Origin of the sequence: Mycobacterium saskatchewanense, assembly GCF_010729105.1 — a bacterium.
Lineage (GTDB): Bacteria > Actinomycetota > Actinomycetes > Mycobacteriales > Mycobacteriaceae > Mycobacterium > Mycobacterium saskatchewanense.
The window spans coordinates 1,002,270-1,027,789 of sequence record NZ_AP022573.1 but is presented as its reverse complement, the minus strand read 5'-3'; the positions used below and the strand labels follow the sequence as shown (position 1 = coordinate 1,027,789).

The 25,520-nt window shown below is 65.8% G+C and carries 23 protein-coding genes; 5 read left to right on the top strand and 18 right to left on the bottom strand.

What is annotated here, in order from left to right:
- The first annotated feature begins 60 nt into the window (after positions 1 to 60).
- Positions 61 to 720: a TetR/AcrR family transcriptional regulator gene (locus tag G6N56_RS04760; RefSeq protein ID WP_408632661.1), complete on the top strand. Its 660-nt coding sequence runs from the start codon at positions 61 to 63 to the stop codon at positions 718 to 720.
- Between the two features lie 15 nt (positions 721 to 735).
- On the opposite strand, the gene G6N56_RS04755 is transcribed toward G6N56_RS04760, so the two are convergent.
- From G6N56_RS04755 to G6N56_RS04695, 13 genes are all read right to left on the bottom strand, one after another.
- Complete coding sequence (locus G6N56_RS04755; protein ID WP_085257336.1) at positions 736 to 1,188, bottom strand: universal stress protein; 453 nt, start codon at positions 1,186 to 1,188, stop codon at positions 736 to 738.
- A 124-nt stretch (positions 1,189 to 1,312) separates the two neighbouring features.
- The gene (locus tag G6N56_RS04750; protein WP_085257335.1) at positions 1,313 to 1,915 is read right to left on the bottom strand and encodes a type II toxin-antitoxin system Phd/YefM family antitoxin; all 603 of its coding nucleotides are present in this window, start codon (positions 1,913 to 1,915) and stop codon (positions 1,313 to 1,315) included.
- A gap of 151 nt (positions 1,916 to 2,066) precedes the next feature.
- A complete protein-coding gene (locus G6N56_RS04745) occupies positions 2,067 to 3,617 on the bottom strand; it encodes an MCE family protein (protein ID WP_085257334.1) in 1,551 nt (516 codons plus the stop codon).
- Positions 3,611 to 4,777 carry a virulence factor Mce family protein gene (locus tag G6N56_RS04740; protein ID WP_408632690.1) on the bottom strand — a complete coding sequence of 389 codons (1,167 nt, stop codon included), beginning with the start codon at positions 4,775 to 4,777 and terminating at the stop codon, positions 3,611 to 3,613. Before G6N56_RS04740 ends, G6N56_RS04745 begins: the two co-directional genes overlap by 7 nt.
- Positions 4,778 to 4,782: 5 nt before the next feature.
- Positions 4,783 to 6,339 carry a virulence factor Mce family protein gene (locus G6N56_RS04735; protein WP_085257333.1) on the bottom strand — a complete coding sequence of 519 codons (1,557 nt, stop codon included), beginning with the start codon at positions 6,337 to 6,339 and terminating at the stop codon, positions 4,783 to 4,785.
- Positions 6,336 to 7,895, bottom strand: a complete 1,560-nt coding sequence (locus G6N56_RS04730) for a virulence factor Mce family protein (RefSeq protein WP_085257332.1) — start codon at positions 7,893 to 7,895, stop codon at positions 6,336 to 6,338. The genes G6N56_RS04735 and G6N56_RS04730 overlap by 4 nt, the downstream gene beginning before the upstream one ends.
- On the bottom strand, positions 7,892 to 8,932 hold the full coding sequence (locus G6N56_RS04725) for a virulence factor Mce family protein (protein ID WP_085257331.1): 1,041 nt from the start codon (positions 8,930 to 8,932) through the stop codon (positions 7,892 to 7,894). Before G6N56_RS04725 ends, G6N56_RS04730 begins: the two co-directional genes overlap by 4 nt.
- Complete coding sequence (locus G6N56_RS04720; RefSeq protein WP_085257330.1) at positions 8,929 to 10,248, bottom strand: MCE family protein; 1,320 nt, start codon at positions 10,246 to 10,248, stop codon at positions 8,929 to 8,931. The genes G6N56_RS04725 and G6N56_RS04720 overlap by 4 nt, the downstream gene beginning before the upstream one ends.
- Before the next feature lie 6 nt (positions 10,249 to 10,254).
- On the bottom strand, positions 10,255 to 11,124 hold the full coding sequence (locus G6N56_RS04715; protein WP_085257400.1) for an ABC transporter permease: 870 nt from the start codon (positions 11,122 to 11,124) through the stop codon (positions 10,255 to 10,257).
- A 10-nt stretch (positions 11,125 to 11,134) separates the two neighbouring features.
- Positions 11,135 to 11,914 (bottom strand): MlaE family ABC transporter permease, encoded by a 780-nt coding sequence (locus G6N56_RS04710; protein WP_408632689.1) that lies wholly within the window; start codon positions 11,912 to 11,914, stop codon positions 11,135 to 11,137.
- 568 nt (positions 11,915 to 12,482) lie between these two features.
- Entirely contained in the window at positions 12,483 to 13,163 is a 681-nt protein-coding gene (locus tag G6N56_RS04705; RefSeq protein ID WP_085257328.1) for a TetR/AcrR family transcriptional regulator, read from the bottom strand.
- 341 nt (positions 13,164 to 13,504) lie between these two features.
- Positions 13,505 to 13,819, bottom strand: a complete 315-nt coding sequence (locus tag G6N56_RS04700) for a hypothetical protein (RefSeq protein WP_085257327.1) — start codon at positions 13,817 to 13,819, stop codon at positions 13,505 to 13,507.
- 274 nt (positions 13,820 to 14,093) lie between these two features.
- Entirely contained in the window at positions 14,094 to 15,422 is a 1,329-nt protein-coding gene (locus tag G6N56_RS04695; protein WP_085257326.1) for an acyltransferase family protein, read from the bottom strand.
- A gap of 54 nt (positions 15,423 to 15,476) precedes the next feature.
- Between G6N56_RS04695 and G6N56_RS04690 the strand changes: the two genes are divergently transcribed.
- Both G6N56_RS04690 and G6N56_RS04685 read left to right on the top strand, forming a co-directional pair.
- Complete coding sequence (locus G6N56_RS04690) at positions 15,477 to 16,448, top strand: aldo/keto reductase (protein ID WP_085257325.1); 972 nt, start codon at positions 15,477 to 15,479, stop codon at positions 16,446 to 16,448.
- A complete protein-coding gene (locus tag G6N56_RS04685) occupies positions 16,433 to 17,428 on the top strand; it encodes an NAD-dependent epimerase/dehydratase family protein (protein ID WP_085257324.1) in 996 nt (331 codons plus the stop codon). Before G6N56_RS04690 ends, G6N56_RS04685 begins: the two co-directional genes overlap by 16 nt.
- A 176-nt stretch (positions 17,429 to 17,604) precedes the next feature.
- On the opposite strand, the gene G6N56_RS04680 is transcribed toward G6N56_RS04685, so the two are convergent.
- Positions 17,605 to 18,405 carry an acyl-CoA thioesterase gene (locus G6N56_RS04680; protein ID WP_085257323.1) on the bottom strand — a complete coding sequence of 267 codons (801 nt, stop codon included), beginning with the start codon at positions 18,403 to 18,405 and terminating at the stop codon, positions 17,605 to 17,607.
- 111 nt (positions 18,406 to 18,516) lie between these two features.
- Here G6N56_RS04680 and G6N56_RS04675 point away from each other — a divergent pair, with 111 nt between their 5' ends.
- Positions 18,517 to 18,906, top strand: coding sequence for a DUF1801 domain-containing protein (locus G6N56_RS04675; protein WP_085257322.1), 390 nt, complete (start codon positions 18,517 to 18,519; stop codon positions 18,904 to 18,906).
- A 53-nt stretch (positions 18,907 to 18,959) separates the two neighbouring features.
- Here the strand turns inward: G6N56_RS04675 and mmaA4 are convergent, their stop codons facing one another.
- Positions 18,960 to 19,865, bottom strand: a complete 906-nt coding sequence (gene mmaA4, locus G6N56_RS04670) for a hydroxymycolate synthase MmaA4 (protein ID WP_142280742.1) — start codon at positions 19,863 to 19,865, stop codon at positions 18,960 to 18,962.
- A gap of 564 nt (positions 19,866 to 20,429) precedes the next feature.
- Here mmaA4 and G6N56_RS04665 point away from each other — a divergent pair.
- A complete protein-coding gene (locus G6N56_RS04665) occupies positions 20,430 to 21,212 on the top strand; it encodes an SDR family oxidoreductase (protein ID WP_085257397.1) in 783 nt (260 codons plus the stop codon).
- A gap of 135 nt (positions 21,213 to 21,347) precedes the next feature.
- On the opposite strand, the gene G6N56_RS04660 is transcribed toward G6N56_RS04665, so the two are convergent.
- The 3 genes from G6N56_RS04660 to G6N56_RS04650 form a co-directional block, all read right to left on the bottom strand.
- Positions 21,348 to 24,254 (bottom strand): MMPL/RND family transporter, encoded by a 2,907-nt coding sequence (locus tag G6N56_RS04660; RefSeq protein WP_085257321.1) that lies wholly within the window; start codon positions 24,252 to 24,254, stop codon positions 21,348 to 21,350.
- A complete protein-coding gene (locus tag G6N56_RS04655) occupies positions 24,251 to 24,685 on the bottom strand; it encodes an MmpS family transport accessory protein (protein ID WP_269473813.1) in 435 nt (144 codons plus the stop codon). The genes G6N56_RS04660 and G6N56_RS04655 overlap by 4 nt, the downstream gene beginning before the upstream one ends.
- Before the next feature lie 201 nt (positions 24,686 to 24,886).
- Entirely contained in the window at positions 24,887 to 25,495 is a 609-nt protein-coding gene (locus tag G6N56_RS04650) for a TetR/AcrR family transcriptional regulator (RefSeq protein ID WP_085257319.1), read from the bottom strand.
- Positions 25,496 to 25,520 lie beyond the last annotated feature (25 nt).

Below are 25,520 nucleotides of genomic sequence, written 5' to 3'. Positions count from 1 at the left end.
CGAAATCGTCACATACTAGGGACCCTGTGGTCAACACTTCTGACGAAATCTTCAAAAGTGATGCATACTCGGGGAGTGAGCGCGACGGTGGAGCCGGCCAGCCGCCTGGAGCGGCGCAAGCAGCGCACCCGGGCGGCACTGGTCAAAGCCGCGCAGCGGCTGATTGCGGAGGGAAAGATCAACGTGCCGGTCCTGGAGATCACGCGGGTCGCCGACGTCGGCATGGGGTCCTTCTACAACCACTTCGACAGCAAGGAGGAGCTGTTCGCGGCTGCGGTGGCCGACGTGCTGGACGCGCACGGGGCCATGCTCGACCGGCTTACGGCGTCGATCGAGGATCCCGCGGAAACATTTGCCGCGAGTTTCCGGATGACGGGCCGGCTGTTTCGTCGGCGCCCGCAGGAGAGCGAAATTCTATTGGCCAATGGGTTGTCGCTGCTGTCGTCGGACCGCGGCCTCGCTCCCCGGGCGCTGCGCGACATCGAGGCCGGCGTCGCGGCCGGGCGCTTCCACATCGACGACCCGGAACTGGCTCTAGCGATGGCCGGCGGCGCGCTACTGGGGTTGGGAAAGCTACTTCGCGATGACCCGGGCCGCGACGATGCCCTCGCGTCCGACGCCGTCACCGAAAGCGTGCTGCGGCTGTTCGGGCTCGGCGCCGCCGACGCGCACGCAATCTGCCAACGGCCGTTGCCCGACGACGCATTCGGGGAGGCGTGAAATCAAGCCGCCGGGTCACCCGGTGGTGTGGACGATCAGGACGTCGATCTTGGCCTTGGTAGCGATGCCGCCGGGTACCGAGAAGACCCGACCGATGAGCGCGGATCGCGCATCGAGTCCCACGTGGCCGACGACGAGGAGATCCGCGTCGACCTGCTCGGCGAGTTCCACCAGCGCGTGTACCGGAGCATCCTGAATCGGTCTTTCCTCGATGTCGGTCGCCCCGGCCGCCTTCGCCCGTTCGTGTGCTTCCCGCAAGATCGCGTAGATCGGTGCGTTGCCCTTCACCTTGTAGCCCTCGTTCCCGAGGACGTCGGCCGCGCGCGAATCATCCTTATGGGGAAAGTATCCCGTTGCGATGATCAGCTTTGCGTTCGACTCGGCGGCGATCGCGCCCGCACGCTCAACCGCACGCAGCGACGATTCGGAGCCGTCAGTGCCGACGACCACGGTTCGATAGGCCTTCATCTGACCTCCCGGCCTCGTAGAGCGATTCCTATGGGAGACCGTAACGCGCCGGCGCGCGCTAGCCTACTGCCGCGGCTTTCCGAAGTCGCTGCCGCACGCCGAATACCCGACATTCGACGGCGTGCTACTCGATCGGCGGCGGAACCGTTACGGCGACGGCCGTTGCGCAACGGGCGGTGGCACGCCGACGCCCATGGCGTGATCGCGGTTGTCCCGCAACCCTTTTCAAGGCGGTGGCCGTCGTCTCGGCGTCGCTTCCGGCGGCCGAGACGATCCGGGCGACGAGCTCGCCGCCGCGAGTCACCTCGATCGTCTGTCCGGCCGCGACGGTATCGAAATAACGCCCGGCGCGCTTTCGCAGTTCGTCGAGCTCGATCCGTCCACCGGCGTTCGCCGGGATCGCGGCCGCCTCCGAGTCACCGGCAGACACGATGCTCGCCAGCAGTCTGCCGTCGCGGACGATGTAAATCGTCTCGCCGCCGGCGACCCGGTCGAAGCACCGCCCGGCGCGCGTCCGCAGTTCGTCCAGGCCGACCCAACCGCCGGGGTCCGTTGCGGCCTTCACCGTGCGTGCGGGCACCGGAGCCACCCTCCACGCCCCGACCGGGCCTATTCGCGCCACCAACTTGCCCCGACGGACGACGTCGAGCGTCTCCCCGGCGGCAACCCGCTCGAGATACGCGCAGGCGTGGCTTCGAAGCTGGCCCAGCCCAATCGCTTCCGGCATCTCGCTCCGATCTCTGCGCGTCGGCGGGACAGTGGCTCTCAGGCTCCGTCGGCACCGGCCTCAGTATATGACTGTACGTGCGGTCAGTGTCAATGCATCGACCCTCGACTCGGCGCGCTCGCGCTGCGCTCGCGAGGAAACTCCGTGAGCCTCAGCGAGCGGGCGCCAGCATGTCCTTCCAGCCGTCGTCTCCCGTCCTGGTCGAGTTTTCGACCGCGTATCGGACACCGTCGGGTCCCACCAGTTCGCCGCTTTGTGGGTTGTAGACGGCCGGGGGAGGGCCGCCGGGGGTGTAGACGCAGGGATTCGGTTGTTGGCCGTTGCACTGGACGGTCCCCGATCCGGGCCGCTGCAGCACGTCGCTGACGGGCGGGGGCGTCCCCGCCACCCGATCGGCGGGCGCCGGGTTCATGCCGTTGTCGACCGACGGCGCGGGGATCACGAGACCCGGCTTGACCGGCTGATCGCAGCGCGCCGCCGGTGCCGGGCACGTCAGGATCTGGTTGGGATCGCCGTACCACGGGTTCGTGCCCAGCGGGACATAGGGTTTCGGGTCGCGGCACTCACGCGGCGTGGCGGCGCGCTTGCCCGGGACATCGACGCACGGGACATTGCGAGCGCCGCGCACCGCATTGGACGGGGTGTCCTGTGGGATCTTGCAATACGTTCCGGAGGGCATCGGCGCGAGGCTGGTGTCCGCCGGAGAGCGCCATTGCGGCGCCGGGAGGAAGCCGGTCAGGCACGGCGGGGGTTGGTTGATCGTCAGCGAGGTGCCCAGGGCGGCATAGCCGGGGAAAGGCGTCGTCACCGTCTGGCCTTCCGAGGCGCCCTGGGGATAGGCGACCAGCAGTTGCTCGACGCCCTTGTGGTAGCGCTTGAGCATCTCCAGTAGGACCTCGAGGTTCGCCAGCGTCTGCGGCAGCGCGTCGCGGACGTCGCCGAACACAGCGTTGACCTGATCGGCGGTCGGCGCCGCCTGCGCCAGGATGCTGCGCAGGTGCTGGTCGTTCGCCGCGCTCTGCGTGGCCAGGATGTCCAGATTGTGCGTCCAGCGCTCGATCGAGTCAGCCGAGTCAACCTGGCTGTCGATGATCGGTCCGGTGTTTTCGATGATGTCGTCGACGTCGCCGATGTTGGTCTTGAAGTCGCCGGCGATCGCCTGCGTCGCATCGACCAGCCGTTGCAGCGCGGGACCCAATCCGCCTACGGCTTGGGCCGTTTCGTCGAGCAGCGAGGCGATCTTCTCCTTGGGCAGCACGGCCAGCCCGCGGTTCGCGGCATCCAGCGCCGGCCCGATATCGGTGGGCACGGTACCCTTGGTGACGGTCTGGCCTGAGGACAAGTACTTGCCCGGGTTGCCCGCCGACACCAGGTCCAGATACTGCTCGCCGACCGCCGACACCGAATGCACGTTCGCCGAAGCGTCGATCGGGATCTTGTAGCGGTCGGAGATGCTCATGGTCACCCGCGCCCCCATCTCGGTCGGCTCGACGCCGGTGACCGTCCCGATAGTCTCACCGCGATAGGTCACGTTGGCCGTCTGGTACAGGCCACCCGAGGCGGGCAGGTTGGCGTGCAACGTGTACTGGCCGATCCCCGCCGCGGTGGGCAGTCGCAGGTAGTACCCGCCCAACACCACCGCGGTGATCGCGGTCAGGATGCCGAACAAGATGAGCTGGCGCTTGATGAATGGGGTCAGCATTGCCGGTCCGCCCGCTCCACCAGCGGTCCGCCCGGGGCGTCGTTCGGGTTCGGTGTGTACCGGACATCGGGGATCATCGTTTCGGGATCGCGGCCCCACGCCTGTTCGAGCGCGCGCAGCGCTCCGGAGAATCCCGTCCCGGTGAGGACCGCGTTGTCGACCGCGCTGAGGGTAAGGTCGAGCGTCAGCGACAGGTTGAAGTAGTCGCCCCGGAACGCCTTCGGCACGGCATCGATGTCGAACGGCCGCACCAGGATCAGCTTGAGTGCCCGGATCAGGTACGGCGAGGCACGGCCGAGTTCTCGTAACGGGCACTGCAGCGAGAGCAGATCCTGGTGGATGTCACCCCGCGAGGGGGACAGGTATTGGTCGGCGACTCCGCTGAGCCGCCCCGTCGCATCGACCGCATCGATCAAGAGGTTCTGCTTGTCGGCGAAATGCTTGAGTAGTGGCGGGAATTCGGTAAGGACGCGATCCAGAACGTCCGAGCGGGGACCGACGTACGCCAAGAGCCGGTCGGTGGAGTCGATGGCTCTTGTGATGTCCTCGCGCTGCTCGTTGAGCCGGGTGACGAACGTATCCAGCTTGCCGAGGAACGCACGGATCTGGTCGGCGCGCCCGTTGAAGATGTTGTAGACCTCGTTCTGCAGCACTTCGAGATTCGGGATACCGCCCCCTCGCACGATCATGGCGAGGCCGGCCAGCGTCTGCTCGGTCGTGGGGTAAGCGGACGCATTGCTCAACGGGATCGTGTCGCCATCCCTCAGCAATTCCGGCGACGGGTTGGGCGGTGCGGCCAGCTCTATGTGCTGAGAACCCAGCAGGCTCGTCTGCCCGATCTTGGCGGTGGCGTTCTGGGGTAATTTCACCCCCTTGTCCAGACGCAGCGTGAGCGTGGCGACCCAGTTCTTCAGACGGATCGACCGGACCGTGCCGACAAAGACGTCGGCCACCCGCACTCGGCTGTTGTCGTTCAGGGCCAGGGTGTCGGGCATCTGCACGTAGACGGTGTAGGAGCCGGCTCCGCTGCCCGGGCCTCCGGGCATCGGCACGTTGGCGATCCCCTGCCACTTCGCACACGAGGTCAGCGCCACCACGACGCTCAATAGGGCCACCGCCTGCCAGGCGCGGCGCCGGATACGAGAACCAAAGGCGCGCAGGGAGATCACGATCCCAGTCCCGTCGACGCGGCCGCCGGCGTGGGAGCGACAGGGCCCGGCACCACACCGGGTGCCGGTGGCGGCGGGGGGATCGGTACCTGCGCGGCGCGCACGCCGATGGGCGGCACCACCGGGTACTCGTCGTACGCATTCGGGGGCCCCGGTGGCGTCTGTAGGCCCGCGGCAGGTGGCGGGCTGTCGGGTCCGCCCATCAGCTCGCCCAGTGAGTCGGGGGTCATCAGCCCGGCCGTGATCGGCCCGACTTGGGTGCCCTGCATACCGGGCGCGGCGATCCAGCCGGGCTGGGTGTTGCGGTGCGACAACGGGGTGTCGGGCACCCAGATGCCGGGCACCGTGGTGTCCTTATACCCGTTCGGCGGCTGCAGCCGGGGCTCCGAGTAGGCGACTTCCTTGGGTAGCGTCTCGGCCGTGCTGAACAGGTTCAGCCCGAATGGCAAATAGTTGAATTTGATCGCGTCGAGGACCGGCGCCAGGTATTGCGCACACAGTTCGGCGGATTCCTGATAACCCAGCCGGCTGCCGGCCTGAATCATGCTGCACACGAACTGCATGGGGTTCGCGAAGTTCGGGATCGCCGGGATGGACATGACCGCGCCGTGCGACGGGTGGTAGATCTGGCTGAGGTTCGTCTCGAGCGTCGGCAGGACGTGCAGGGCCGTTTCCAGGCCGTTGAGCGGATCGGGTTGGACCAGCGTGGTGGTCACGGTGGCGAGGTTGTCGATGTCGTGGGCGAGCACTGCGCGGTTCTTGTCCAGGAACGGTCGCAGGGTGGCGAGCAGGCTGTCGAATCGCTGTATCGCGGTGGCGAGTTCGGAGTCGGACGTGGTCAGCTTGTCGGTGAACTGGGCCAGGTTGGTGTTCAGCGCCACGAACTGCCGGTCGTCTTTGTGCAGGGCGTTGACGAACAGTGCCAGGCTGTGCACCACCGCGAAGAAGTCGCCTCGTCCCTCGTTCAACGCGGTCAACGCCCGCGACAGACTGTCCAGCGTGGTGTTGATCTGTTTGCCTTTGCCGGCCAGTCCGTCGGCGAAGGCCTCGATGACGTCACCGAAGGGTCCCTTGGGCTGTTCGGGTGTCGGACCGAGTTTGGAGATGACGTTGGCGACGCTCTGGCTCAGTTGGTCCCACTCCGTCGGAACCTGCGTGCGCTCGAGGGGGATCACCGCGTTGTCGGCCAGCACCGGACCGCCTTTGTAGGGTGGTTCGAGCTGGATGTTCCGCGATGCCACGAGGGTGGGGTTGACGATCACGGCGGACGCGTTGGCCGGCACCTTGTATTTGTTCTTGTAGTGGAACGTCACTTTCATCTTGTCGCCGGCCGGTTCGATCTTGTCGACCGAACCGACCCGAACGCCCATGATCTGGACCTTGTCCCCGGGATAGAGTGCGTTCGCCTCCGGGAAATATGCGACCACGGTGTTGGTGGTCAATTTGTTGTAGAGGCGCAACCCGACAAACCCGGCGACAATCGCCAGCGCAACCACCAGAGTCCCAATCACCTTCCGGGAACGCAACTTACGAGAATTGACGACAGCGCTCAATTCTGGTTACCTCCCGCCACTCCACTGCCTCCTGTGCCGCCTGGGTTGATGAACGGCGCCGGCAGCGTAGGCCCGGGCCCGGGTGGCGCGGGGGAGCCCGGCGGCAGACCGGGCGCGAACGTCGACGGCGGTGGGACGGGGCCGGCGGGTTGGAGGTTTTCGGTTCGCGCCCCGGGCGGCGCGTTGGCCGGCAACGGTACCGGGGTGCCCGGAACGTCGGGAGGCGGTTCGCCCGGCCGGCCGGCGATCGGGATGCCCGGTGTCGGCGGCAGGCCGTCCGGGTTCGGCGGTGACGTTTGTACGTCGATCGGTGCGGGGAAGCTGCCGCCGAACGGTCCGACGTCGACACCGGCGCACGGCAATGGGTTCCACGGCCGCGGCGGCGCGTCACGAGGCGGCGTGTACGAGCACGCCGTGCCCGGGGGGACGGCTGGCCCCGGGTGATCCGGGGTGCCTTCCAGCACCGGGGGTGCCGGCGGCGGCGCGCCGTTGGGGAATCGGGTGCCGTTGGGGTCGGGCCAGCGGAACTCGGGCAGGCCTGCGCTGCGCCAGAAGTCCTCCGGGTCGATGCCGCGCTTCTTGAAGGCGGCGTCGACGAATGGTTGCAACATCCAGTAGGGCAGCAGGTTGGACAGGACGATCTTGAAGTAGGGTCCCGACGCGACGGATTCGCCCAGCGAGGCCGCGAATTGGCTGACGTACGTGAGCGTTTGGGCGAGGTCGTCTTTGCGTGCCACCAGTACGTCGCTGATGGAGCGCAGCTGCTCCAACACCGGGTTCAGGTTGGGGTTGTCGTTGATGAACCCCTGCACCTGGACCGAGAAGGCGGAAACGTTCTGCAGTAGGGCGTCAATGGCCCTCCCGCGTTCGTTGAACGCGGCGAGCAGCGTCTTGGCGTTGACCAGCAACCGGTTGACTTGTTCGCTGCGGTCACCGAGCACGCTGGCCACCTGATGGGCTTGTGCGAGCAGATGCTTGATCTGCTCGTCGCGCTTGCCGATGGTGTCGGAGAATCTCGCCAAGCCGTCGAGTGCGGGGCTCAGGTGCGGATACGTCTGATCGATGGTCTGCGACAAGACGTTCAGCGACCGCTTGACGGTGTCGATGTCCCAGCCCGAGGCGGCCTTGGTGATGTCGGAGTTCGCGTCGTAAAGCTGATAGGGGGTGGTGCTCTGCCCGAGCGGCAACACGCCCCCGGGCCGCAACGTCCGGCCGCCTCGCGGCTCGATCTCGAGCACTTTCTTGCCGAGGATGGTGTCGGTCTTGATCGCGAGCCGGCTCTCGGTGCCGATCGTGTTGGCACCGATGGTGAACTTGATCACCACGTGGTCGCCGTCGATGTCGAAACCTTGCACCGTGCCCACATTCACGCCCGAGATGCGCACTTTGTCGCTTTTGTTGAGTTGACCGGTGTCGGTGAACTGCCCGTAGTAGCTCGGTGTCGCGAACATCATGGGGACGCTGGTGAAGCTTTGGCCGACGGCGACGACGAGCCCCAGCACCGTGACACCCATCAGCCCGCCGCGAAGGCGGTTGAATTCCGTCAGTGTTCTCATTGCGGCGTGCACCTGCCCGTGGGCTGCTGCCAGATCCGCACCGTACGCACCGGGCCGCCGGACTGCAGCCCGTTCCACCTGATCGAAAGGTCGCAGAGGTAGAAGTTCACCCAGTCTCCGTACAGACCGATGCTGCGACCGATCAGATTGAGCGCCGTCGGCGTCTTGTGGATGAGATCGCCGAGTTGGTCGCGCTGGTCGACGAGCGGTTGCTGGAGCGCCTGCAGGTAATTGATCTCCTTGTGCAGCAGGGCCCGATCCTCCGCCAGGAGGTCGGCGACCGTACCGGCGGCATTGCTGATGTTCGCGACGCCGGCGGCGAGCGGGTCGGCGTGGTTTTGCAGTCCGGTGATCAATCGCTCAAAGTTGTCGATCGTCTCGTCGAACTCCTTGCGATGCCGAACGGTGGTGTCCAGCACGATGTTGAGGTTCTTGACCACCTCGCCGATCGCCTGGTCGCGCTCGGCGATGTGTGCGGTCACCTGTGCGGTCTGGTCGAGAATGTCGTTGATCGTGCCGCCCTGCCCCTGAAACACGGTGATGATGGCCGACGCGATGGAATTCACTTTTTCCGGATCCAGCGCCCGGAACAGCGGTTTGAAGCCGCCGATCAGGGCGTCGAGATCGAGCGCCGGCGACGTTCGGGACAGCGGGATGAATCCGCCCGGCGGCAGGATCCTGTCGGCGCCCTCGCCCTCGCCGCGCTTGAGCTCCAGGTAACGGTCAGCGAACAGGTTGAGATACCGGATCTGGGCGGTCGTCGACTCATAGAGCGTTATCGAGCGGTCGACGACGAAGTCCACCAGCACCTTTCTGCCACCGTCGATCAGCCGCATCTTCTTGACCTTGCCGACCTCGACGCCGGAAGCGCGGACGAACTGGCCGTTTTTCAGCCCGCTGCCATTGCTGAACTCCGCGCTGTAGCTGTTGGTGCGGTTGAAGCGCATCTGGGCGAACACCACGACGATCGAGACGGTGATCAGCGTCAGCACCAACGAGACGATGCCGAGCTTGATGGCGGAGCCGGTGGTCTTCATGGGTTGATCGTGTTGTCCCCGACTTGGCGGCCCCACACGTACTCGATCGCGTACGGTGAGCCGGTATCCAGATGGTTGTACGGTGCGAGGCTCGCGCCGGTGTCGAGCACCAATTCGGGTGCGGGCCAAAGGTCGTGGGTGACGGCCTGCCAGCAGCCCGGGGCGCCTCCCGGCCCGCCACGGGCGTTCACCCGCGGCAGATTGTCCGGAAACACGTACGGATTCGGCGCCCCACCCACGAGACCGGCCAGCCCGAGGAGCCCCCCTGTGGCCACGGTGCCGGCCAGCCCCGGGAGGGTGAGTATCCCGCCCAGTCCCGACGTCAGCTCGGTCATGGTTCTCAGCGCATAGCCGTTGCCGCCGCCCGTCGTCGCATAGGCCGCGGGTTCCTCGTCGTAGTAATTGCGGATGGTGCAGAAGATTTCGGGGCTGTAGGTGTCGAGTAGCTGCGCGGTGGGCAGTAGATCGGCGGTTCCGCGCTGCAGGTATGGCCCGCCGCGCCGGAAGATGTCGGCCCCGGTGTTACCCAACCCGGTCGCGGCCAGTAGCGCGCCGTCCAGTTCGGCTTCCTGCCGGTGCAGCGTGCGCGCCGTGATGACCGCTTTGTCGAGCGCGTCCAGCAGGTCCGGCGCGGCCTTGGCGTAGGTGTCACCCAGGACCGCCAGCCGTGCGATGTCATGGCGGACCTGAGGCATCCGCGGATTGACGTCGTCGAGGATGGCGTTGCCATTGACGATCGACTGACCGAACTTGTCGCCCAAGCCGGTCAGCGCCTGCGCGGCCGCGGCCAGCGTCAGGTTCAGCTTGACCGGGTCCACCTTCTCCACGATCGAGTTGAGCGTGTCGAACAACGTGTTGAACTCCGTGGTCACCGAACTCGCGACAATCAGGTGCTGCGTGCTGATACGTTGCGGAGTAGGGTTTTTCGGCGAGGTCAGCGACACGTACTTGTTGCCGAAAACCGTAGTCGCCTTGATCTTGGCGTCCACGTTGGCCGGAATCAGCGCGATGTACTTCGGTTTCACGTCCATGACGAACTTGGCCGCCGGCGAGCCGTCGCGCTGAATCTCGGAGATGCTTGATACCCGGCCTATTTCCACGCCGTTGTAGGTGACTTTCGATCCGGGGTCCATGACCAGACCGGAGCGGGCAGCGACCATCGTCAGGGTCGTCTTCGGCGTCAACTCGCCGCGGAACTGCAACCATACGAAACCCAACACCACCGCGGCGATCACCAGGAACACCGCGGCCGTCGTCTTGTACGGCGGGATGCGAGGCGGGTTCTCCTTGGCGATGCTCGGGGCCGGTGTGGTCATGTGCGGCTACACCGTGAGATTGAAGTTCGGACTCTTGCCGTAGACCGCCATAGCGGTCAGCACGACCACCAGGACGATGGTGATCAGCGACAGCCGCATGGAGCGTCCGACCGCTTCACCGACGCCGACCGGGCCGCCGGTCGCGGTGTACCCGTAGTAGCAATGGGTGGTCATGACGACCACCGCAACCAGGATCACTTCCACGAATGACCAGCCCACGTCGTTGAGCCGCAGGAAGGTGTGGAAGTAGTGGTTGTAGGTGCCGGCGGACTGCCCGTAGAAGAAGACGGTGGTGACCTGCTGCGACACGAAAGCCAGGGTGACCGCCAGCCCGTAGAGCGGGATGATGACGACGAGACCCGCCACCACCCGGGTGGACGCCAGGAACGCGACCGACCGGATGCTCATCACCTCCAGCGCGTCGATCTCCTCGCTGATGCGCATGGCGCCCAGTTCGGCGGTGGCGCCGGCGCCGACCGTGGCGGCCAACGCCTGACCGGCGGCCACCGGCGCCACAAAACGAACATTCACCAGTGCGGCCAGAAACCCGGTGAATGCCTCGACACCGATGTTGCCCAGCGTCGCGTAGCCCTGGATGGCGACCAGCGAGCCCGCGGACAGGGTGATGAAACCGACGATGGCGGCGGTGCCCCCGACCACGGCCATCGCACCGGTACCCATGCCCATCTGGGCAACCATCCGCAGCAGCTCTTTCGGGTAGCGACGCACGGCGAAGGGGATCTGTCCGACCGCGGTCAGCGCGAACCAGACCATCTGCCCGATTTCGACCATTACCCGTGCCGGGGCGTCCCCGTAGCGATGCAGGGTGGCGGCCGTCGCGGGAAAGCGCACTCGAAGTGCTGCGGCCGTAGAGATCCCGGCCATGTCAGCGCCCCGTTCCGAACCGGACGCCGATGGTGGTCAGTGCCGCATTGACGGCGAAGAGCGCGATGAAGCAGAGCACCACCGTTTCGTTGACTGCGGTGCCCAACCCTTTGGACCCACCGCGGACGATCAGCCCGCGGTAACAGCCGACCAGGCCCGCGATCAGTCCGAACGTCGCGGCCTTGACGAACGCGATCACCACCTCGGGAAGCCCCGTCAGCGCCGTCAATGTGGAGAGGTAGGCACCGCTCGAGACGTTCTGCAGGTAGACGCTGAAGAGATAGCCGCCGCCTAAGCCGACTGCGACCACGAGGCCGTTGAGCAGCACCGCGACGATCGTCGAGGCGACCACACGCGGCACCACCAGCCGGTGGATCGGGTCGATGCCTAGCACCTCGAGCGCATCGATTTCCTCGCGGATCGTGCGCGCGCCGAGATCGGCACAGATGGCTGTGCCCCCGGCGCCGGCGACAACCAGCACCGTCACGATCGGCCCGAGCTGGGTCACCGCACCGATCGCGGCACCGGCGCCTGAGACGTCGGCGGCGCCGATCTCGGCCAGCAGCAGGTTGAGCGTGAAGATGAGCAGCACGGTTTCCGGGATCGACACGGCGATGGTGGGCAGCAGCGACACCCGCATCAGGAACCAGCCGTTCACGACGAACTCGCGCCATTCGAAAGGCAGCAGCAACGCTTTGCCGGTCAGGACGCACATGCGGAAGAAGCCACCAGCCACCTCCGCCCCGGGTCGAATCCGTTCGCCGAGTTTGCCGGCAAACATGGGTGAGGTCGTCATCGACGCGACCCCTGACCGTGCCCGCCACCGAATCCCGAGGTTCGGGCCGACAGCTCGAGGGATACGGGTGCGGCATGCCCACGGCGGGATCCGACACCGTATGCCTCCGCGGCCGGGAGGTGGTGTCCTATCGACAAGCATTGCGAGACAGCGCTATTAGCGCGCAGTGCGGTCAACCGACGCTTACGGCTGCCCTGACCCGCGTTCCGGTGAAGAGGCCCTCGTTGTGCCGCTGCGGGTAGCGGATCGCCGCGGAAGTGACTTTGATCCACGGATTCCTCCCCGCCGACGGCCCGCGCCCACGTCGTCGAGCGCCGGCCCGCCTCCGTTTGCACCACGCAGCAACTATGGCACTAGACCGTACGGTCAGTCAATCAATTGGTTACGGTCCGGTCATATTTAGGGCTTGCAGCCCGGCCAGCGCTACCGCGGCAGCCAATCTGGTGTTTCGGGCCGTCAGTCAATTGACCGGTCGTACAGTCCTGGGGTTGGTGTTTGGCGTCGGCCAACCGTACGAAGAGGCGAATCTGATTCCGGCAGAGGGCGTTAGCCGCTATGCGTTCTGTTCTGCCGCGCCGGTGACCGCGGCAAGGCATTCGCGCACGACCGAGACGACGTGCGCTTCAGGGTTGGCCCACTTGACGAGCCCGAGGCGGTCGAGCAGCAGGCCACCGAGGAACACGTCGACGAAGGCCGCCCCGACCTGTTCGGGTGTTCGGAGGTCGGCGGGATCGAACCAAACCCACATCCACTGCAGCGCCCCCCACAACTGCAGTGCCGCCAATTCGACGTCCACGCGTCGGAATACGCCGATTTCGACGCCGCTGCGGATCTCGTCAACGGCAAGCGCCTGCAATCGGTCGCGCAGCACACGCACATGCTGCATGGCGGGGTCGTCGAACAATTGGACGACCTCTCGCTGGCTTGCCACGGTCGCGTTGCGAGAGATCACCTGCAGTAGGGCGGAGGTGTAGATGATCGCGGCAATGCGCTCGTGCGGGGCGGCCAATCGGTCCCACACCATCCGCAGCACGTCGAGCTGGTGGGCCAGGTGGGTTTCTTCGAGCTCCCGCAGCATCTGCGCCTTGGTCCCGAAGTGATGCACGATGGTGCCCTTGGACATCCCGAGCTCATCTGCGATGTCGCCGATATTCGTTCTCTCGTAACCGCGTTCGGCGACGTAACGGACGAACGCATCGAGGATCTCGCCACGCCTACCCGGCGACCTGGGCATCTCAAAACCTTCGGAGAGGGAACTAACCGTACGAACGGTCTATCATAACGTCGACTCCCAGCGTTAGTCCCTATCGGTTGTGTCGCTGATTCGTTGGGCACTCGTTGCTTTCACCCCGGCGTTCATCGAGACTGCGGCTATCGCGTCGAGACTGCGGTCATTGCGAGGAAATCGCTGGGAGAGTACGCGCTGTGCGCGGGCGCGGCGCTCTGAACGCAGTCTCGCTGCGGCGGGCATCGCCCCGCGGGCGGCGTTCGTCGAGACTGCGGCTATCGCGTCGAGACTGCGCCGGGAAACCCCGGGGTGCCTCCCCGAACGGAGCTAGTGACCGAAGCAGTAGGTCAGCAGGGGCGGCATCGCCCGCCGCGGACGCGGTCCGGCGCGGTGACGACGAACATGTTGGTCCCGGGCGCCGACGTGATCTCACCCGCGGTGTAGACCGTCATGAGTTCTCGGCCATCGCTATCGGCAATGCACACGTAGGTGTCCGTCTCAGCGTCGTAGTCGAAGCTGTCCCAGGCCAATACGAACGCCAAGCAGTTGCCGTCGCGGTCTGCGACGACGAGCTTGTGCACGCCGGAGTCCTTCAGAAGCTCGGCATCCTGCGCACGCTGCGCAGGGATACCGTCGGGCTGGACTTTAACGCTGTTCAACATCGGTGTACTCCCTTGGCGACGTCAGCGAGGTGGTATCCGTCTGGCCCGGTCCCTCACAGGCGTCGGACCTGCAGAAATTGTCCCCCCGGAGACGCGCCAGGGCCAGGGCATTACGGCCTCTGTCAAGGAGGCGTAAGTCGCTCGCGGGTGAACAATCGGCGACCGGGTGATTATGTCGGCATCCAGACTGCCGCGGTGGTCGTCATCAAGCGGCTAAGCACGACCCTGACGGCAATTTCGGCGGTTCTCGGCGAAGGGCGACCAGCGACGGGGGTCAGCCTTCTCGGCCTGCCGACCCAATCGCCTGCCGGCTCATCTCCTTGGGCCGCAGGGCCACCAGGCCCACCCCGGCGGCGAAGACGAGCGCGGTCGGCCACGAGAAGCGGCCGTCCGATGCGAAGCCTGCCTGAGCCAGCCAGTGCAGGCCGGCCGCCGCCAGAAGGGCGCCGATCAGCATGACCGCCTCGGCCCAGCGCTCCCGGAGCGGGATGCCGAGCATGGGCAACGGCGCCGCAACTACGCATCGCAGCCACCACAGCACGACCATCTCGACCGCCGTGACCACGCCGAGAACGGTGATCCATTCCAGCCGGACCAGCCACCAGGCCACCGTTCCCTCGGGGGGCTGGGGTATCAGGCCGGCCGGGTACGCGGTGATCGCGACGATCACGACCGGGACCATGTGCCACAGGTAAAGAGCCATCACGTTCGCGTTGGCCGTCGACAACGCACGACGGACCAGGCGAGGCCGCAGCGCGCGGTTCAGCGCCGGGGCGATTGCCACCGCGAGGCCGGCCTGAGCGCACGCATAGGCCAGCATCGCCACCGTCGGCGGCGTGGTGTTCTCGATCGCCTCGCCGGGAACGCCGATCATGCTGACCGGGTAGGGCCCGATTCGGACGAGCAGCGCCAGCGCGACCGCCGATACGGCGGCGAGCAATATCGGCCTGCGCCCCGCCAACAGCCCGCCCTGCCAGGCGATCCCGAGTTGGTAGAGCAGCCCCCAGCACAGCAGGTAGTTCAGCCACCCGATGTAAGGCACGTGTCCGGCCAGCGAGGCGGCGTCGACCAGCACCACCCCGAAGGCGAGCGCCGCCGGCGCCTTGAGGCCCCAACGGGATTGTGCCGCAACGGCAATCGGCGTCAGGGACACCACCAGCACGTAGACGGCCAGGAACCACAGGTGCATGGCCACCGCCCACCCCGCGTACTCCAGCACGTCACCGGCGACGCCCCGGGCCTGCAGCACCACCACGACGATCGACAGCAGCCCGACGTAGACGGTGGTCGGTCCCAGCACCCGGGCGAGCCGGTGCCGAATCCAGGCCTGGCGTGAGAAGCCGTCGGTACCGCGCCGATGGGCCCACGAAACCGCCCCGGCGTAGCCGGCCACGAAGAAGAACACCGGGACGGCCTGGAAGATCCAGGTGAGCCACTGCGTCCACGGCATGTCGAGGAGCGGGTTCTCCCGACCGAACTGCCCGTTGTGGTAGGTCACGGAACCGGCCAACCAGTGGCCCAGCACGATCAGGACCACGCCCGACACGCGGTAGAAGTCCACCGCCAGGTTGCGGACCGGACGCGCGGTGTCTTGCTCGCCCACCCGCGCAACGGTACCCGCCCCGTGGCGTGAAGTCGCTCGGCGCACAATGGCCCCATGAAACCCGCTCACCTCGCCGACCTGGAGGTCGGCCGCCTCGGCCTGGGCGCCATGGGCATGTCCGTGGCCTACGCCGGCGCCGGCAGTGACGACGCCGAATCGATCCGCACCATCCACCGCGCCATCGACCTCGGTGTCACGCTGATCGATACCGCCGAGGTGTACGGCCCCTACGTCAACGAGGAGCTCGTCGGCCGGGCGCTGCGCGGCCGACGGGACGAGGTGGTGCTGGCCACCAAGTTCGGCATGATCTCTCACACCGGCCGTGACGGCCTCGACAGCAGCCCGGCCAGTATTCGCGCCGCCGTGGAAGGTTCTCTGCGACGGCTGGGCACCGATCGCATCGACCTCTACTACCAACACCGGCTCGACCGCGAGACGCCGATCGAGGACACCGTCGGAGCCCTAGCAGAACTGGTCGCCGCGGGAAAGGTCCGGCACATCGGACTTTCGGAAGTGGGCGTGAATACCATCCGGCGCGCCCAGGCCGTGCATCCGATCACCGCCGTCCAATCCGAGTACTCGCTGTGGACCCGCGATCCCGAGGATGGCGTGCTGGCCGCGCTGCGGGAACTCGGCATCGGTTTCGTCGCCTATTCTCCGTTGGGCCGCGGCTTCCTGACGGGAACCATCCGGTCCACCGATGGCCTGCCGGATACCGACCTCCGCAAGACCACTCCACGGTTTTCCGAGGAGAACTTCCAGCACAACCTCAGGTGCGCCGACGAGGTGCGCGACCTCAGCGCTGAGGTGGGCGCGACGCCGGCCCAGGTCGCGTTGGCGTGGCTGTTGGCGCAGGGTCCGGACATCGTGCCGATTCCGGGGACCAAGCGCGTCGAACGGCTCGAGGAGAACGTCGCGGCCGACGGCGTCGAGCTCACCGCGGACCAGCTGGCCCGGCTCGACCGGCTCACCCCGCCGGCCGGGGGCCACCACACAGAGGCGCAGATGGCATGGATCGACCGCTAGCGCGCTCCAAGAAGCTGGTGATCGGCGCCAGCGGGTTTCTCGGGTCGCACGTCACGCGGCAGCTCGTCGAACAGGGCGCCGATGTGCGAGTCATGTTGCGACGCAGCAGTTCCACCAGGGGCATCGACGATCTGTCCGTCGAGCGCTGTTACGGCGACGTGTTCGATGACGGAGCCCTGCGCGCGGCGATGGCCGGCTGCGACGTGGTCTACTACTGCGTCGTCGACGCCCGCATGTGGTTACGCGACCCCGCGCCGCTGTTCCGCACGAATGTCGAAGGGCTGCGGCACGTCCTGGATGCGGCCGTGCAGGCCGACCTGACGAAGTTCGTATACACCAGCAGCGCGGGGACTTTGGGCATCAGCGACCATAGGCCCGTCACCGAGGATGATCCGCACAACTGGGACCAGGGCGGCCCGTACATCGAAGCGCGGCTGGCCGGGGAGAACCTCCTGCTCGAATACGCTCGGGATAAGGGGGTGCCCGGCGTGGCGATGTGCATATCCACCACCTACGGCCCCGGTGACTGGGCCCCGACTCCGCACGGCTCACTGCTGGCGCTCGTCGCCAAGGGGCGATTCCCGTTCTACTTCGAATACTCGTCGGAGATCGTCGGCATCGAGGATGCCGCCCGGGCAATGCTTCTGGCGGCCGACCGTGGGCGTGTCGGGGAACGTTACATCGTCTCGGACCGGTATATGAGCGTCCGCGAGCTGCATGGGATCGCCGCTGCCGCGGTCGGGAGGCGGCCGCCACGCATCGGCATCCCGATGGCCGCCCTGCGCGGGGGAGCGCGGGCCAACGACGCGTTGGCGCGGCTGCTGCGGCGCGATCTGCCGTTCGCCTACGCGGGAATCCAGATGGCCGAACTGATGTCGCCGCTCGACCACGGTAAGGCCGAACGCGAACTCGGGTGGACACCGCGCCCCGTCGACGATTCGATCCGTAGGGCCGCGGTCTTCTTCGCTTCGCACCCCTAGCCCGAGTCTGCTTACATGGCAGCGAGATTGCCGCGGTGGTCGTGATCGGCCCGGCGAAGCGCGACCCTCGCGGCAATCTCGGCGGTTGACGCGCGGATGTGTCCGTGACGAGAACCGTTGCGTAGGTTAGGAGTTGGGCACCCGGCCGCCGACCTTGGCGATGAAGTGCAAACCCGTCAGCCTTTGAAGTAGACCACCTGATGCGTGCTGGCCAGCAGCACGCCGTCCCGCGTCCACACCTGCGCGCTCTGATCGAAGTAACCCCGGGTGAACCGGTTGGCGTGGGCAGTGCACAAGACGAAGTCGTCACCGACAGCGTCGAGTTGCTGCTGATCGGCGTGGATATACGCGGTCAACGAGATTGTGCCCGACGGGACGAAGCCGCCGCGTCGGAGGAACACCCGGGGGTAGAAGCCGTCGCACAGCGCTACCAGCGCCGGATGGTCGAGCCGGCGTTGCGCGGCGTCGCGAGCCCACAGGGTGGTCGTCGACGAGGCGGTCGGTTGCCCGTCCTTGCCCGGCATCGGGCCTTCGACGTAGCGCATGTCGTACAGGCTCGTCCACCGAACCATGCCCGGATCGGTGGATGGCAGGTGTTCCGGGGCAGCCGCGTCCGGCGGGCGGGCCTCGGTGTCGGCCCAGCCGTCACGGCGCAGGGCGAACAGCGCCGTCGCCGTCGTCTTGACCTCGCCGTCCTGTGCGAGTTCGACGATCCAGTGCTGATTGGTGCGGTTGGTGCGTGCCGCCCGCAGGGTGATGTCGAAGTCGCCGTCGGCGATGGGCGCGGCGTAGTTCACGGTCAGCGCCAGCGGCTCGCCGATGCCGTCGGGGTGGGACTGGACGGCGTGCAGTATCACGGCAGCGGTGATTCCACCGAATGGCCCCACCATATTGGCCCATTCGGGGTGGGTGCGGCCGCGCTTGGTGTCGGGGTCGACGGTCTCCAGTCGGATGGCGTCGTCAAAGGGATGCGTCATGAGTCGACCGCAGACTACCGGCGCCGGCTACGGCGTCTCGCAAGGGGGCCGGGCAGGAAGCTCCCGTGCGGTACGGTCCGGCGAGCGACAACACTAGGAAAGCGAGGCGCGATGGGCGACTCCAGGAACGAAGCCGAAACGAAATCCCCCGCCGAGCTGATCGACGCCAGGATCGCGCAGTTGGGGGATTGGCGCGGTGAGTTGCTCGCCCGCATCAGGGAACTCATCAAGGATGCCGATCCCGACGTGGTCGAGGACTGGAAGTGGCGAGGTGTGCCGGTCTGGTATCACGACGGGATGATCTGCACCGGCGAGATCTACAAGAACGTGGTGAAGATGACCTTCGCCAAGGGCGCGTCGCTGAAAGATCCCGCCGGCCTGTTCAACTCGAGTCTCGACGGCAACGCCCGACGAGCGATCGATTTTCACGAGTGCGACAGGGTCGACGAACCGGCCTTGAAGGCGTTGATCCGCTCCGCAGTGGAATCGAATCGATCGTAAGGCGCCGCCATAAGTCAACCGCGCGCCGGCATCCCGGCCAACCCCGCGGCAGACTACCTGACAGCGCCGGGCTTGAGGTGGCTCACCACGAGGCAGTCCAGCATCTCTTCGGAGAAGTAATGTTCGCAGCCGCGCAGGTACCTGACGTACCGGTCGTAGACCTGTTCCGAGGTGAACTCGATGGCCTTGTCCTTGTGGGACTCCAGCGCATCACCCCAGAGGTGCAGCGTCCTGATGTAATGCTGGCGCAGAGAAACGGGTTCTGGTACATGGAAACCCGCCTTCTCGGCATGCTCGACCATCATCGCGGTAGTCGGCAGCCGCGCGCCAGGAAAGATCTCGGTGATCATGAACTTGATGAAGCGCATCGTTTCGAAAGTCAGCTTCTTGCCGCGGGCGGCCAAGTCGTAAGGGTGGTAGCTGACGTTGCTCTGGATGGTCATCCGGCCGTCGTCGGGCATGATGTCGAAGCACCGCTTGAAGAAGTCGTCGTAGTTCTCGTGCCCGAAGTGCTCGAAGGCCTCGATCGACACGATCCGATCGACGGGCTCGAAGAAGTCTTCCCAGTGCTGCAACCGAACCTCGCGCGAACGGCTGCTGTCGATGGCGGCAAGGACCTGCTGGCAGTAGGCATGCTGGTTGTGGGACAAGGTTAATCCGATGACGTTGACATCGAACCTTTCGACGGCCCGCTTCATGGTGGTGCCCCAACCGCAACCGATGTCCAGCAGCGTCATCCCGGACCTGAGGTCCAGCTTGTCCAGGTTGAGGTCGACCTTGGCGAACTGAGCTTCTTCGAGGGTCAGTTCCGGGGGCTCGAAGTACGCGCAGCTATATGTGCGGCTGGGGTCCTGGAACAACGCGAAGAAGTCGTCGGAGACGTCGTAGTGTGCCCGGATGTCTTCCGAGCGCGTCCGTGTCTTCGTCGGGCCACTCGGTAGCCCAGCCATGTTCGTCATGTCCCCCCGGGAAGATACACCGTCTGTGCCAGATGCGCGCGTCGCGGCATGCGCGAAGTGAAGTCTACGGGGGTGTGATGGAGGCGGCATTCGTTTGACGGTTAGGTGACCTTTGTTACAGCCGGTGCGAGTCGGCTCGTTTCGAGACGAAGACATCACGCCCGCCGTGAAGCTGTCCCACAGCGACACGCGCGCCGGCGCCGTGATCGCGGCGAGCATCCCCGCTTGCGGGATTCCCTCGACGTCATTCGTTCGACCTCGGTATCAGCATCGCCGCCGATCGCGAAAGTGGCGGCCCCACCCCCGGAGTTGCTCGACCAGTTCACGGCGCTCATTGCCCCCAGCTTGGAGGCGATCGGCGAGACGCCGGTGGACGTCCACGCCCGTCTTCTGGTCGCGGTGGCCTCGGGGGTGGCGCCCATCGAGCGCGAGTGTGCCGGCAGGGTGGACGAAGCACGCGCCGGCGTCCGGGCGATGCTGCGCGGCGGCTGGCCCTGGTCATACATCTGCATGCGTCTGTATGGTGCAAAGACCTTGCTTCGACCTACAGAAGAGGAGAGGGCAGTGGCAGGACGGTTGGCGGGAAAGGTCGCGCTGATCAGCGGCGGTGCCCGGGGGATGGGCGCCTCGCACGTGCGGGCGCTGGTGGCCGAGGGGGCCAACGTGGTCTTCGGCGACATCCTTGACGACGAGGGCAAGCGCGTCGCGGCCGAAGTCGGTGACGCCGCCCGCTATCTGCACCTCGACGTGACGAAGCCTCAGGACTGGGACTCCGCCGTGGCCACCGCCCTCAATGAGTTCGGCGGCATCGACGTATTGGTCAACAACGCCGGGATCATCAACATCGGCACCATCGAGGACTACGCGCTCTCGGAGTGGCAGCGGATCCTGGACATCAACCTGACCGGCGTGTTTCTCGGCATCCGCGCCGTGGCCAAACCCATGAAGGAGGCGGGCCGCGGGTCGATCATCAACATCTCGTCCATCGAGGGGATGGCCGGAACGATCGCCTGCCACGGTTACACCGCCAGCAAATTCGCCGTGCGCGGGCTGACAAAATCGGTGGCATTGGAATTGGGCCCCAGCGGAATTCGGGTGAACTCGATCCATCCCGGGCTGATCAAGACGCCGATGACCGAGTGGGTGCCCGACGACATCTTCCAGACGGCGTTGGGCCGCGCCGCTGAGCCCCGGGAGGTGTCCAGCCTGGTGGTCTACCTGGCCAGCGACGAGTCCAGCTACTCGACGGGTTCGGAATTCGTCGTCGATGGCGGCACCACCGCCGGTCTGGGGCACAAGGACTTCTCAGCGGTCGACGTTAATCAGCAGCCGGAATGGGTCACTTAATCCGGTTCACCTGTCAGCAAGGCTGCGGCTGTTGCGGCGAGACTGCAGCTATTGCTAGGGCTTCGGCGTTGAGCATGCGCAGGCTCGGCGCCACTGGGCGCAGGCTCGCCGCCCAAGAAGCGCAGGCTCCCGCCGTCAGTGCACGCCCGCCGCGACGGGTTCGCCCGCCTTGTCACTCGGCGTGGGCCAAGGCGACGGAACAGGCCGCTGGCGGACGCGTTGCGGCCACCAGAACCACTTGCCCAGCAACGCGGCGATGGCGGGCGTCATGAGCGACCGCACGACCAGCGTGTCGAAGAGCAGACCCAAGCCGATTGTCGTGCCGACCTGCCCGATGACCGTCAGCTCGCTGACCGCCATCGTCATCATCGTGAAGGCGAACACCAGCCCCGCCGACGTGACAACGGATCCGGTCCCGCCCATGGCTCGGATGATGCCGGTGTTCAGCCCGGCGTGGATCTCTTCCTTGAACCGGGACACCAGCAGCAGGTTGTAGTCGGCGCCGACGGCAAGCAGGATGATGACCGACATCGCCAGCACCATCCAGTGCAGTTCGATGCCGATCAGGTGTTGCCAGATCAGCACCGAGAGGCCGAACGACGCCCCGAGGGACAGCAGCACGGTGCCCACGATCACCGCTGAAGCCACCACGCTCCGTGTGATGATCAACATGATGATGAAAATCAGGCACAGCGAGGCGATTCCGGCGATCAGCAGGTCGTAGTTGCTGCCGTCCTGCATGTCCTTGAAGGTCGCCGCGGTGCCGCCGAGGTAGATCCTGGAGCCCTCCAGGGGCGTGCCCTTGAGCGATTCGTAAGTGGCCTTCTTGATCGCGTCGATGTGTGAAATGCCCTCCGGCGTCATCGGGTCGCCGTCATGGCTGATGATGAAGCGCACCGCGTGGCCGTCCGGGGGCAGGAAGTTCTTCATGCCCTTCTTGAACTCGGCGTTGTTGAAGGTCTCCGGGGGCAGGTAGAACGAGTCGTCGTTCTTGGAGGCGTCGAATGCCTTGCCCATGGCGCTGGAGTTCTTCTGGGCCTCGTTCTGCTGATCCTGCAGACCTTTTTGGGTCGAATACATCGTCAGCATCGTGGTTTTCATGGCCTTCATGTTTTCGATCATCGACGGCATCAGGGCCACCATCTGCGGCATCAGGGTGTCGAGACGATCCATGACGGGCAGCAGGCTCTGGATGTCATCGGTCATCGTATCGACGCCGTCGAGGGCGTCGAACACGGACCGAAGCGAAAAGCACACCGGAATGTCGTAGCAGTGTCGTTCCCAGTAGAGGTAGCTGCGGATGGGCCGGAAGAAGTCCTCGAAATCCGCCATGTGCTGGCGTAATTCCTCGATGTCCATGGTCATGTCGTGCATCTTCTTGACCATGATGTGCATGGCGTCGGCCATCTGTTCGGTGATGCTCTGCATCTTGACCATGCTGTCGATGGTCGTCTGCATCATGTCGGCCTGGTGCAGCATGTCGGCCATCTGATCCGTTTGGTACTTCTGGTTCATCTGCTGGCTGACGCCCTGCATGCTGATCTGGAATGGGATCGAGGTGTGCTCGATCGGCGTGCCCTGCGGCCGGGTGATCGCCTGCACGCGGGAAATCCCGGGCACCCGGAAGATCGCCTTGGCGATCTTGTCGATGACCAGGAAGTCCGCGGAGTTCCGCAGATCGTGGTCGCTCTCGATCATCAGGAGCTCGGGGTTCATCCGCGCGTTCGAGAAGTGCCGGTCGGCCGCCGCGTAGCCGGCGTTCGCGGGTAGGTCGGCGGGCAGGTATTTGCGGTCGTTGTAGTTGGTGCGGTATCCGGGCAGGGTCAGCAGACCGATGAGTGCGATCGCGATCGTCATGATCAGCACGGGGCCGGGCCACCGGACGACGACGGCGCCGACTTTGCGCCAGCCCCGAATGCGTTGCGCCCGCCTCGGTTCGAGTGTCTTGCGGAAACGTGACGCCACCGAGATGACCGCGGGGCCCAACGTCAAGGCCGCCGCGACGACGACCACCATGCCGATGGCCAACGGGATGCCCAGCGTCTGAAAGTAGGGCAGGTTGGTGAAGTGCAGGCAGAATGTCGCGCCCGCGATGGTCAGTCCGGAGCCGAGCACCACGTGAGCGGTGCCGTGAAACATCGTGTAGTAGGCATCTTCTCGCGACTCGCCGACCGACCGGGCTTCCTGATATCGCCCGATCAGGAAGATCGCATAGTCGGTTGCCGCCGCGATCGCCAATGTGACCAACAGGTTCGTGGCGAAGGTCGAGAGCCCGATGATGTTGTAGTAGCCGAGGAAGGCCACCATTCCGCGGGCGGCGGAAAGCTCGAACACGACCATCACCAACGTGAGCAGCACGGTGACGATCGAACGGTAGACCATCAGCAGCATCGCGATGATCACGATGAACGTGACGGTGGTGATCACCTGCAGGCTGCGGTCACCGGCGATGTGCTGATCCGCCTGTACCGCGGCGGGTCCCGTGACGTAGGCCTTGACCCCATTGGGTGGGGGCATGCTCTTGACGATGTCTTGCACCGCCTCGACCGACTCGTTGGCCAGAGCTTCACCCTGGTTGCCGGCGAGGTAAACCTGGACGTAGGCGGCCTTGCCGTCGTTGCTTTGGACGCCCGCCCCGCTTAGCGGATCACTCCACATGTCCTGGACATGCTCGACGTGTTTGGTGTCGGCGTCGAGCTTCTTGACCATCTGGTCGTAGTAGGCGTGGGCGTCGGCGCCCAACGGGTTCTGGCCCTCGAGAACGATCATGACCGAGCTGTTCGACTTGTACTCGCCGAACACCTCGCCCATGTGTTTTGTCGCCATGACCGATTGCGCGTCGTCCGGGCTCATCGAGACCGAACGCATCTTCCCGACTTCGTCCAGCTGCGGGACGATCGTGTTGAGCACCGCGATGATCGCGATCCAGCCCAGGATGATGGGCACGGCGAAAGTTCGGATGAATCGGGGGATGGCCGGGCGCACGGCGTGTCCGGCGACCGGCAGGGCGTCGGTGCGGGCGTCGTCGACGTGTGTGCTCATGCGGATTTCACCAAACAAAAGGTCAGGGCGTGCACGCCGTCGGTTATCTTCTCGTCCTTGACTTCGTCGTCGATCGTGATGCGACAGCCGAGGCGGTCACCATCGCTTTGTGCCGAGAGGTTGGGGAACACCGACGGCGCGGTCGTACTGAGGACCAGCGTCCAAGGCAACGGCGCATCGTCGATCCGCTTCGGGTCGGCGGACAGATCCAGGTAGTTCACGTTGGCGTGGCTGGCCGAGCCGAACACCTCGTATTTGACGACCTTGGGTTTGAACGGCTTGGAGTCCTCCTGCCGCGGGCTCGTCAGGACACCGGTGTCGTTGGCTATGAAGAAAGACTTGACCCGCGCCACGGTGACGCTGCCGACCACCACAACCGCGGCGATCAACAGCGGCAACCACGCGTTGCGCACAAGCTTAGAGATCCGCACGTGCGTGGATCCTCCCCTCGTGGTTCAGCGGTACCGTCGTCGCCCTCGGGCTGAGCCCTGCCGTCGTCTCTCGCATGCGGTCACCGCATTACCGAGCGCCACAATCGCGTTCGGTGGGTGAGGACCGCCACTCGAGCATCCTACATCGGCTGCATTTTTTGCAGTCAATGCAAAAAAGTGATCTACCTAACTATCGCACCGTCATTTCGCGAAGATGCTGTTGACCAGCGCCGCTGCACTTTCGACATAGGGCATCGGCGTGTCGTCGGCGTCCCGCGGTTCACCGCTGGCCCAGTGCTCAATCCCCGAGCGCACGGCCGTCAGCGCCAGTGCGGCGATCAAGGCGGGCACCTCGTCGTCGGACCGCATGCCTTGGCGGCGGGCGACGATGTCGGTCAACTGGATTTGGAACCGCTCCAGCTCGGCCAGGAACGCCGCCAGCACCGCTGGGGAGGTCTTGGCGAGCTCTAGCATGCCGGCGGCCTGTTCGCGCCGGGGGGGCAGGTCGCGGAGGTGGTGTGCGGCCAGCGTGATCAGTTCGGCCAGCACGACCCGGTAGGGGGCGGCTCCGGCCGCGATGAAGTCCTCGGCCAGCTCCGGGGGGAGGTCCGACGGGCCGTACGCGAGCGCCGACTCCTTGGTGGGGAAGTAGTTGAAGAACGTGCGCGTGGAGATCCCCGCCTCGGCGCATATCTCCTCGATGGTGACCTTGTCGAAACCGCGGTCAGTCGCCAGGCGCACGGCGGCGTTGCGGATGTCCGCGCTGGTCTGGCGGCGGCGCCGCTCGCGCAGACCCACCTGGTTCGACATGCAACCCATAGTTGCACGATACGCA

Excerpts from the sequence above, each read along its gene's own strand:
- G6N56_RS04705 (WP_085257328.1), bottom strand. The coding sequence starts at position 13,163 with ATGCCCAGGTCGCCGGGTAGGCGTGGCGAGATCCTCGATGCGTTCGTC.
- G6N56_RS04690 (WP_085257325.1), top strand. The coding sequence starts at position 15,477 with ATGAAACCCGCTCACCTCGCCGACCTGGAGGTCGGCCGCCTCGGCCTG.
- G6N56_RS04680 (WP_085257323.1), bottom strand. The coding sequence starts at position 18,405 with ATGACGCATCCCTTTGACGACGCCATCCGACTGGAGACCGTCGACCCC.
- G6N56_RS04750 (WP_085257335.1), bottom strand. The coding sequence starts at position 1,915 with ATGCCGGAAGCGATTGGGCTGGGCCAGCTTCGAAGCCACGCCTGCGCG.
- G6N56_RS04650 (WP_085257319.1), bottom strand. The coding sequence starts at position 25,495 with ATGTCGAACCAGGTGGGTCTGCGCGAGCGGCGCCGCCGCCAGACCAGC.
- G6N56_RS04755 (WP_085257336.1), bottom strand. The coding sequence starts at position 1,188 with ATGAAGGCCTATCGAACCGTGGTCGTCGGCACTGACGGCTCCGAATCG.
- G6N56_RS04730 (WP_085257332.1), bottom strand. The coding sequence starts at position 7,895 with ATGAGAACACTGACGGAATTCAACCGCCTTCGCGGCGGGCTGATGGGT.
- G6N56_RS04675 (WP_085257322.1), top strand. The coding sequence starts at position 18,517 with ATGGGCGACTCCAGGAACGAAGCCGAAACGAAATCCCCCGCCGAGCTG.
- G6N56_RS04700 (WP_085257327.1), bottom strand. The coding sequence starts at position 13,819 with ATGTTGAACAGCGTTAAAGTCCAGCCCGACGGTATCCCTGCGCAGCGT.
- G6N56_RS04760 (WP_408632661.1), top strand. The coding sequence starts at position 61 with ATGCATACTCGGGGAGTGAGCGCGACGGTGGAGCCGGCCAGCCGCCTG.
- G6N56_RS04710 (WP_408632689.1), bottom strand. The coding sequence starts at position 11,914 with ATGTTTGCCGGCAAACTCGGCGAACGGATTCGACCCGGGGCGGAGGTG.
- G6N56_RS04725 (WP_085257331.1), bottom strand. The coding sequence starts at position 8,932 with ATGAAGACCACCGGCTCCGCCATCAAGCTCGGCATCGTCTCGTTGGTG.
- G6N56_RS04685 (WP_085257324.1), top strand. The coding sequence starts at position 16,433 with ATGGATCGACCGCTAGCGCGCTCCAAGAAGCTGGTGATCGGCGCCAGC.
- G6N56_RS04660 (WP_085257321.1), bottom strand. The coding sequence starts at position 24,254 with ATGAGCACACACGTCGACGACGCCCGCACCGACGCCCTGCCGGTCGCC.
- G6N56_RS04745 (WP_085257334.1), bottom strand. The coding sequence starts at position 3,617 with ATGCTGACCCCATTCATCAAGCGCCAGCTCATCTTGTTCGGCATCCTG.
- mmaA4 (WP_142280742.1), bottom strand. The coding sequence starts at position 19,865 with ATGACGAACATGGCTGGGCTACCGAGTGGCCCGACGAAGACACGGACG.
- G6N56_RS04720 (WP_085257330.1), bottom strand. The coding sequence starts at position 10,248 with ATGACCACACCGGCCCCGAGCATCGCCAAGGAGAACCCGCCTCGCATC.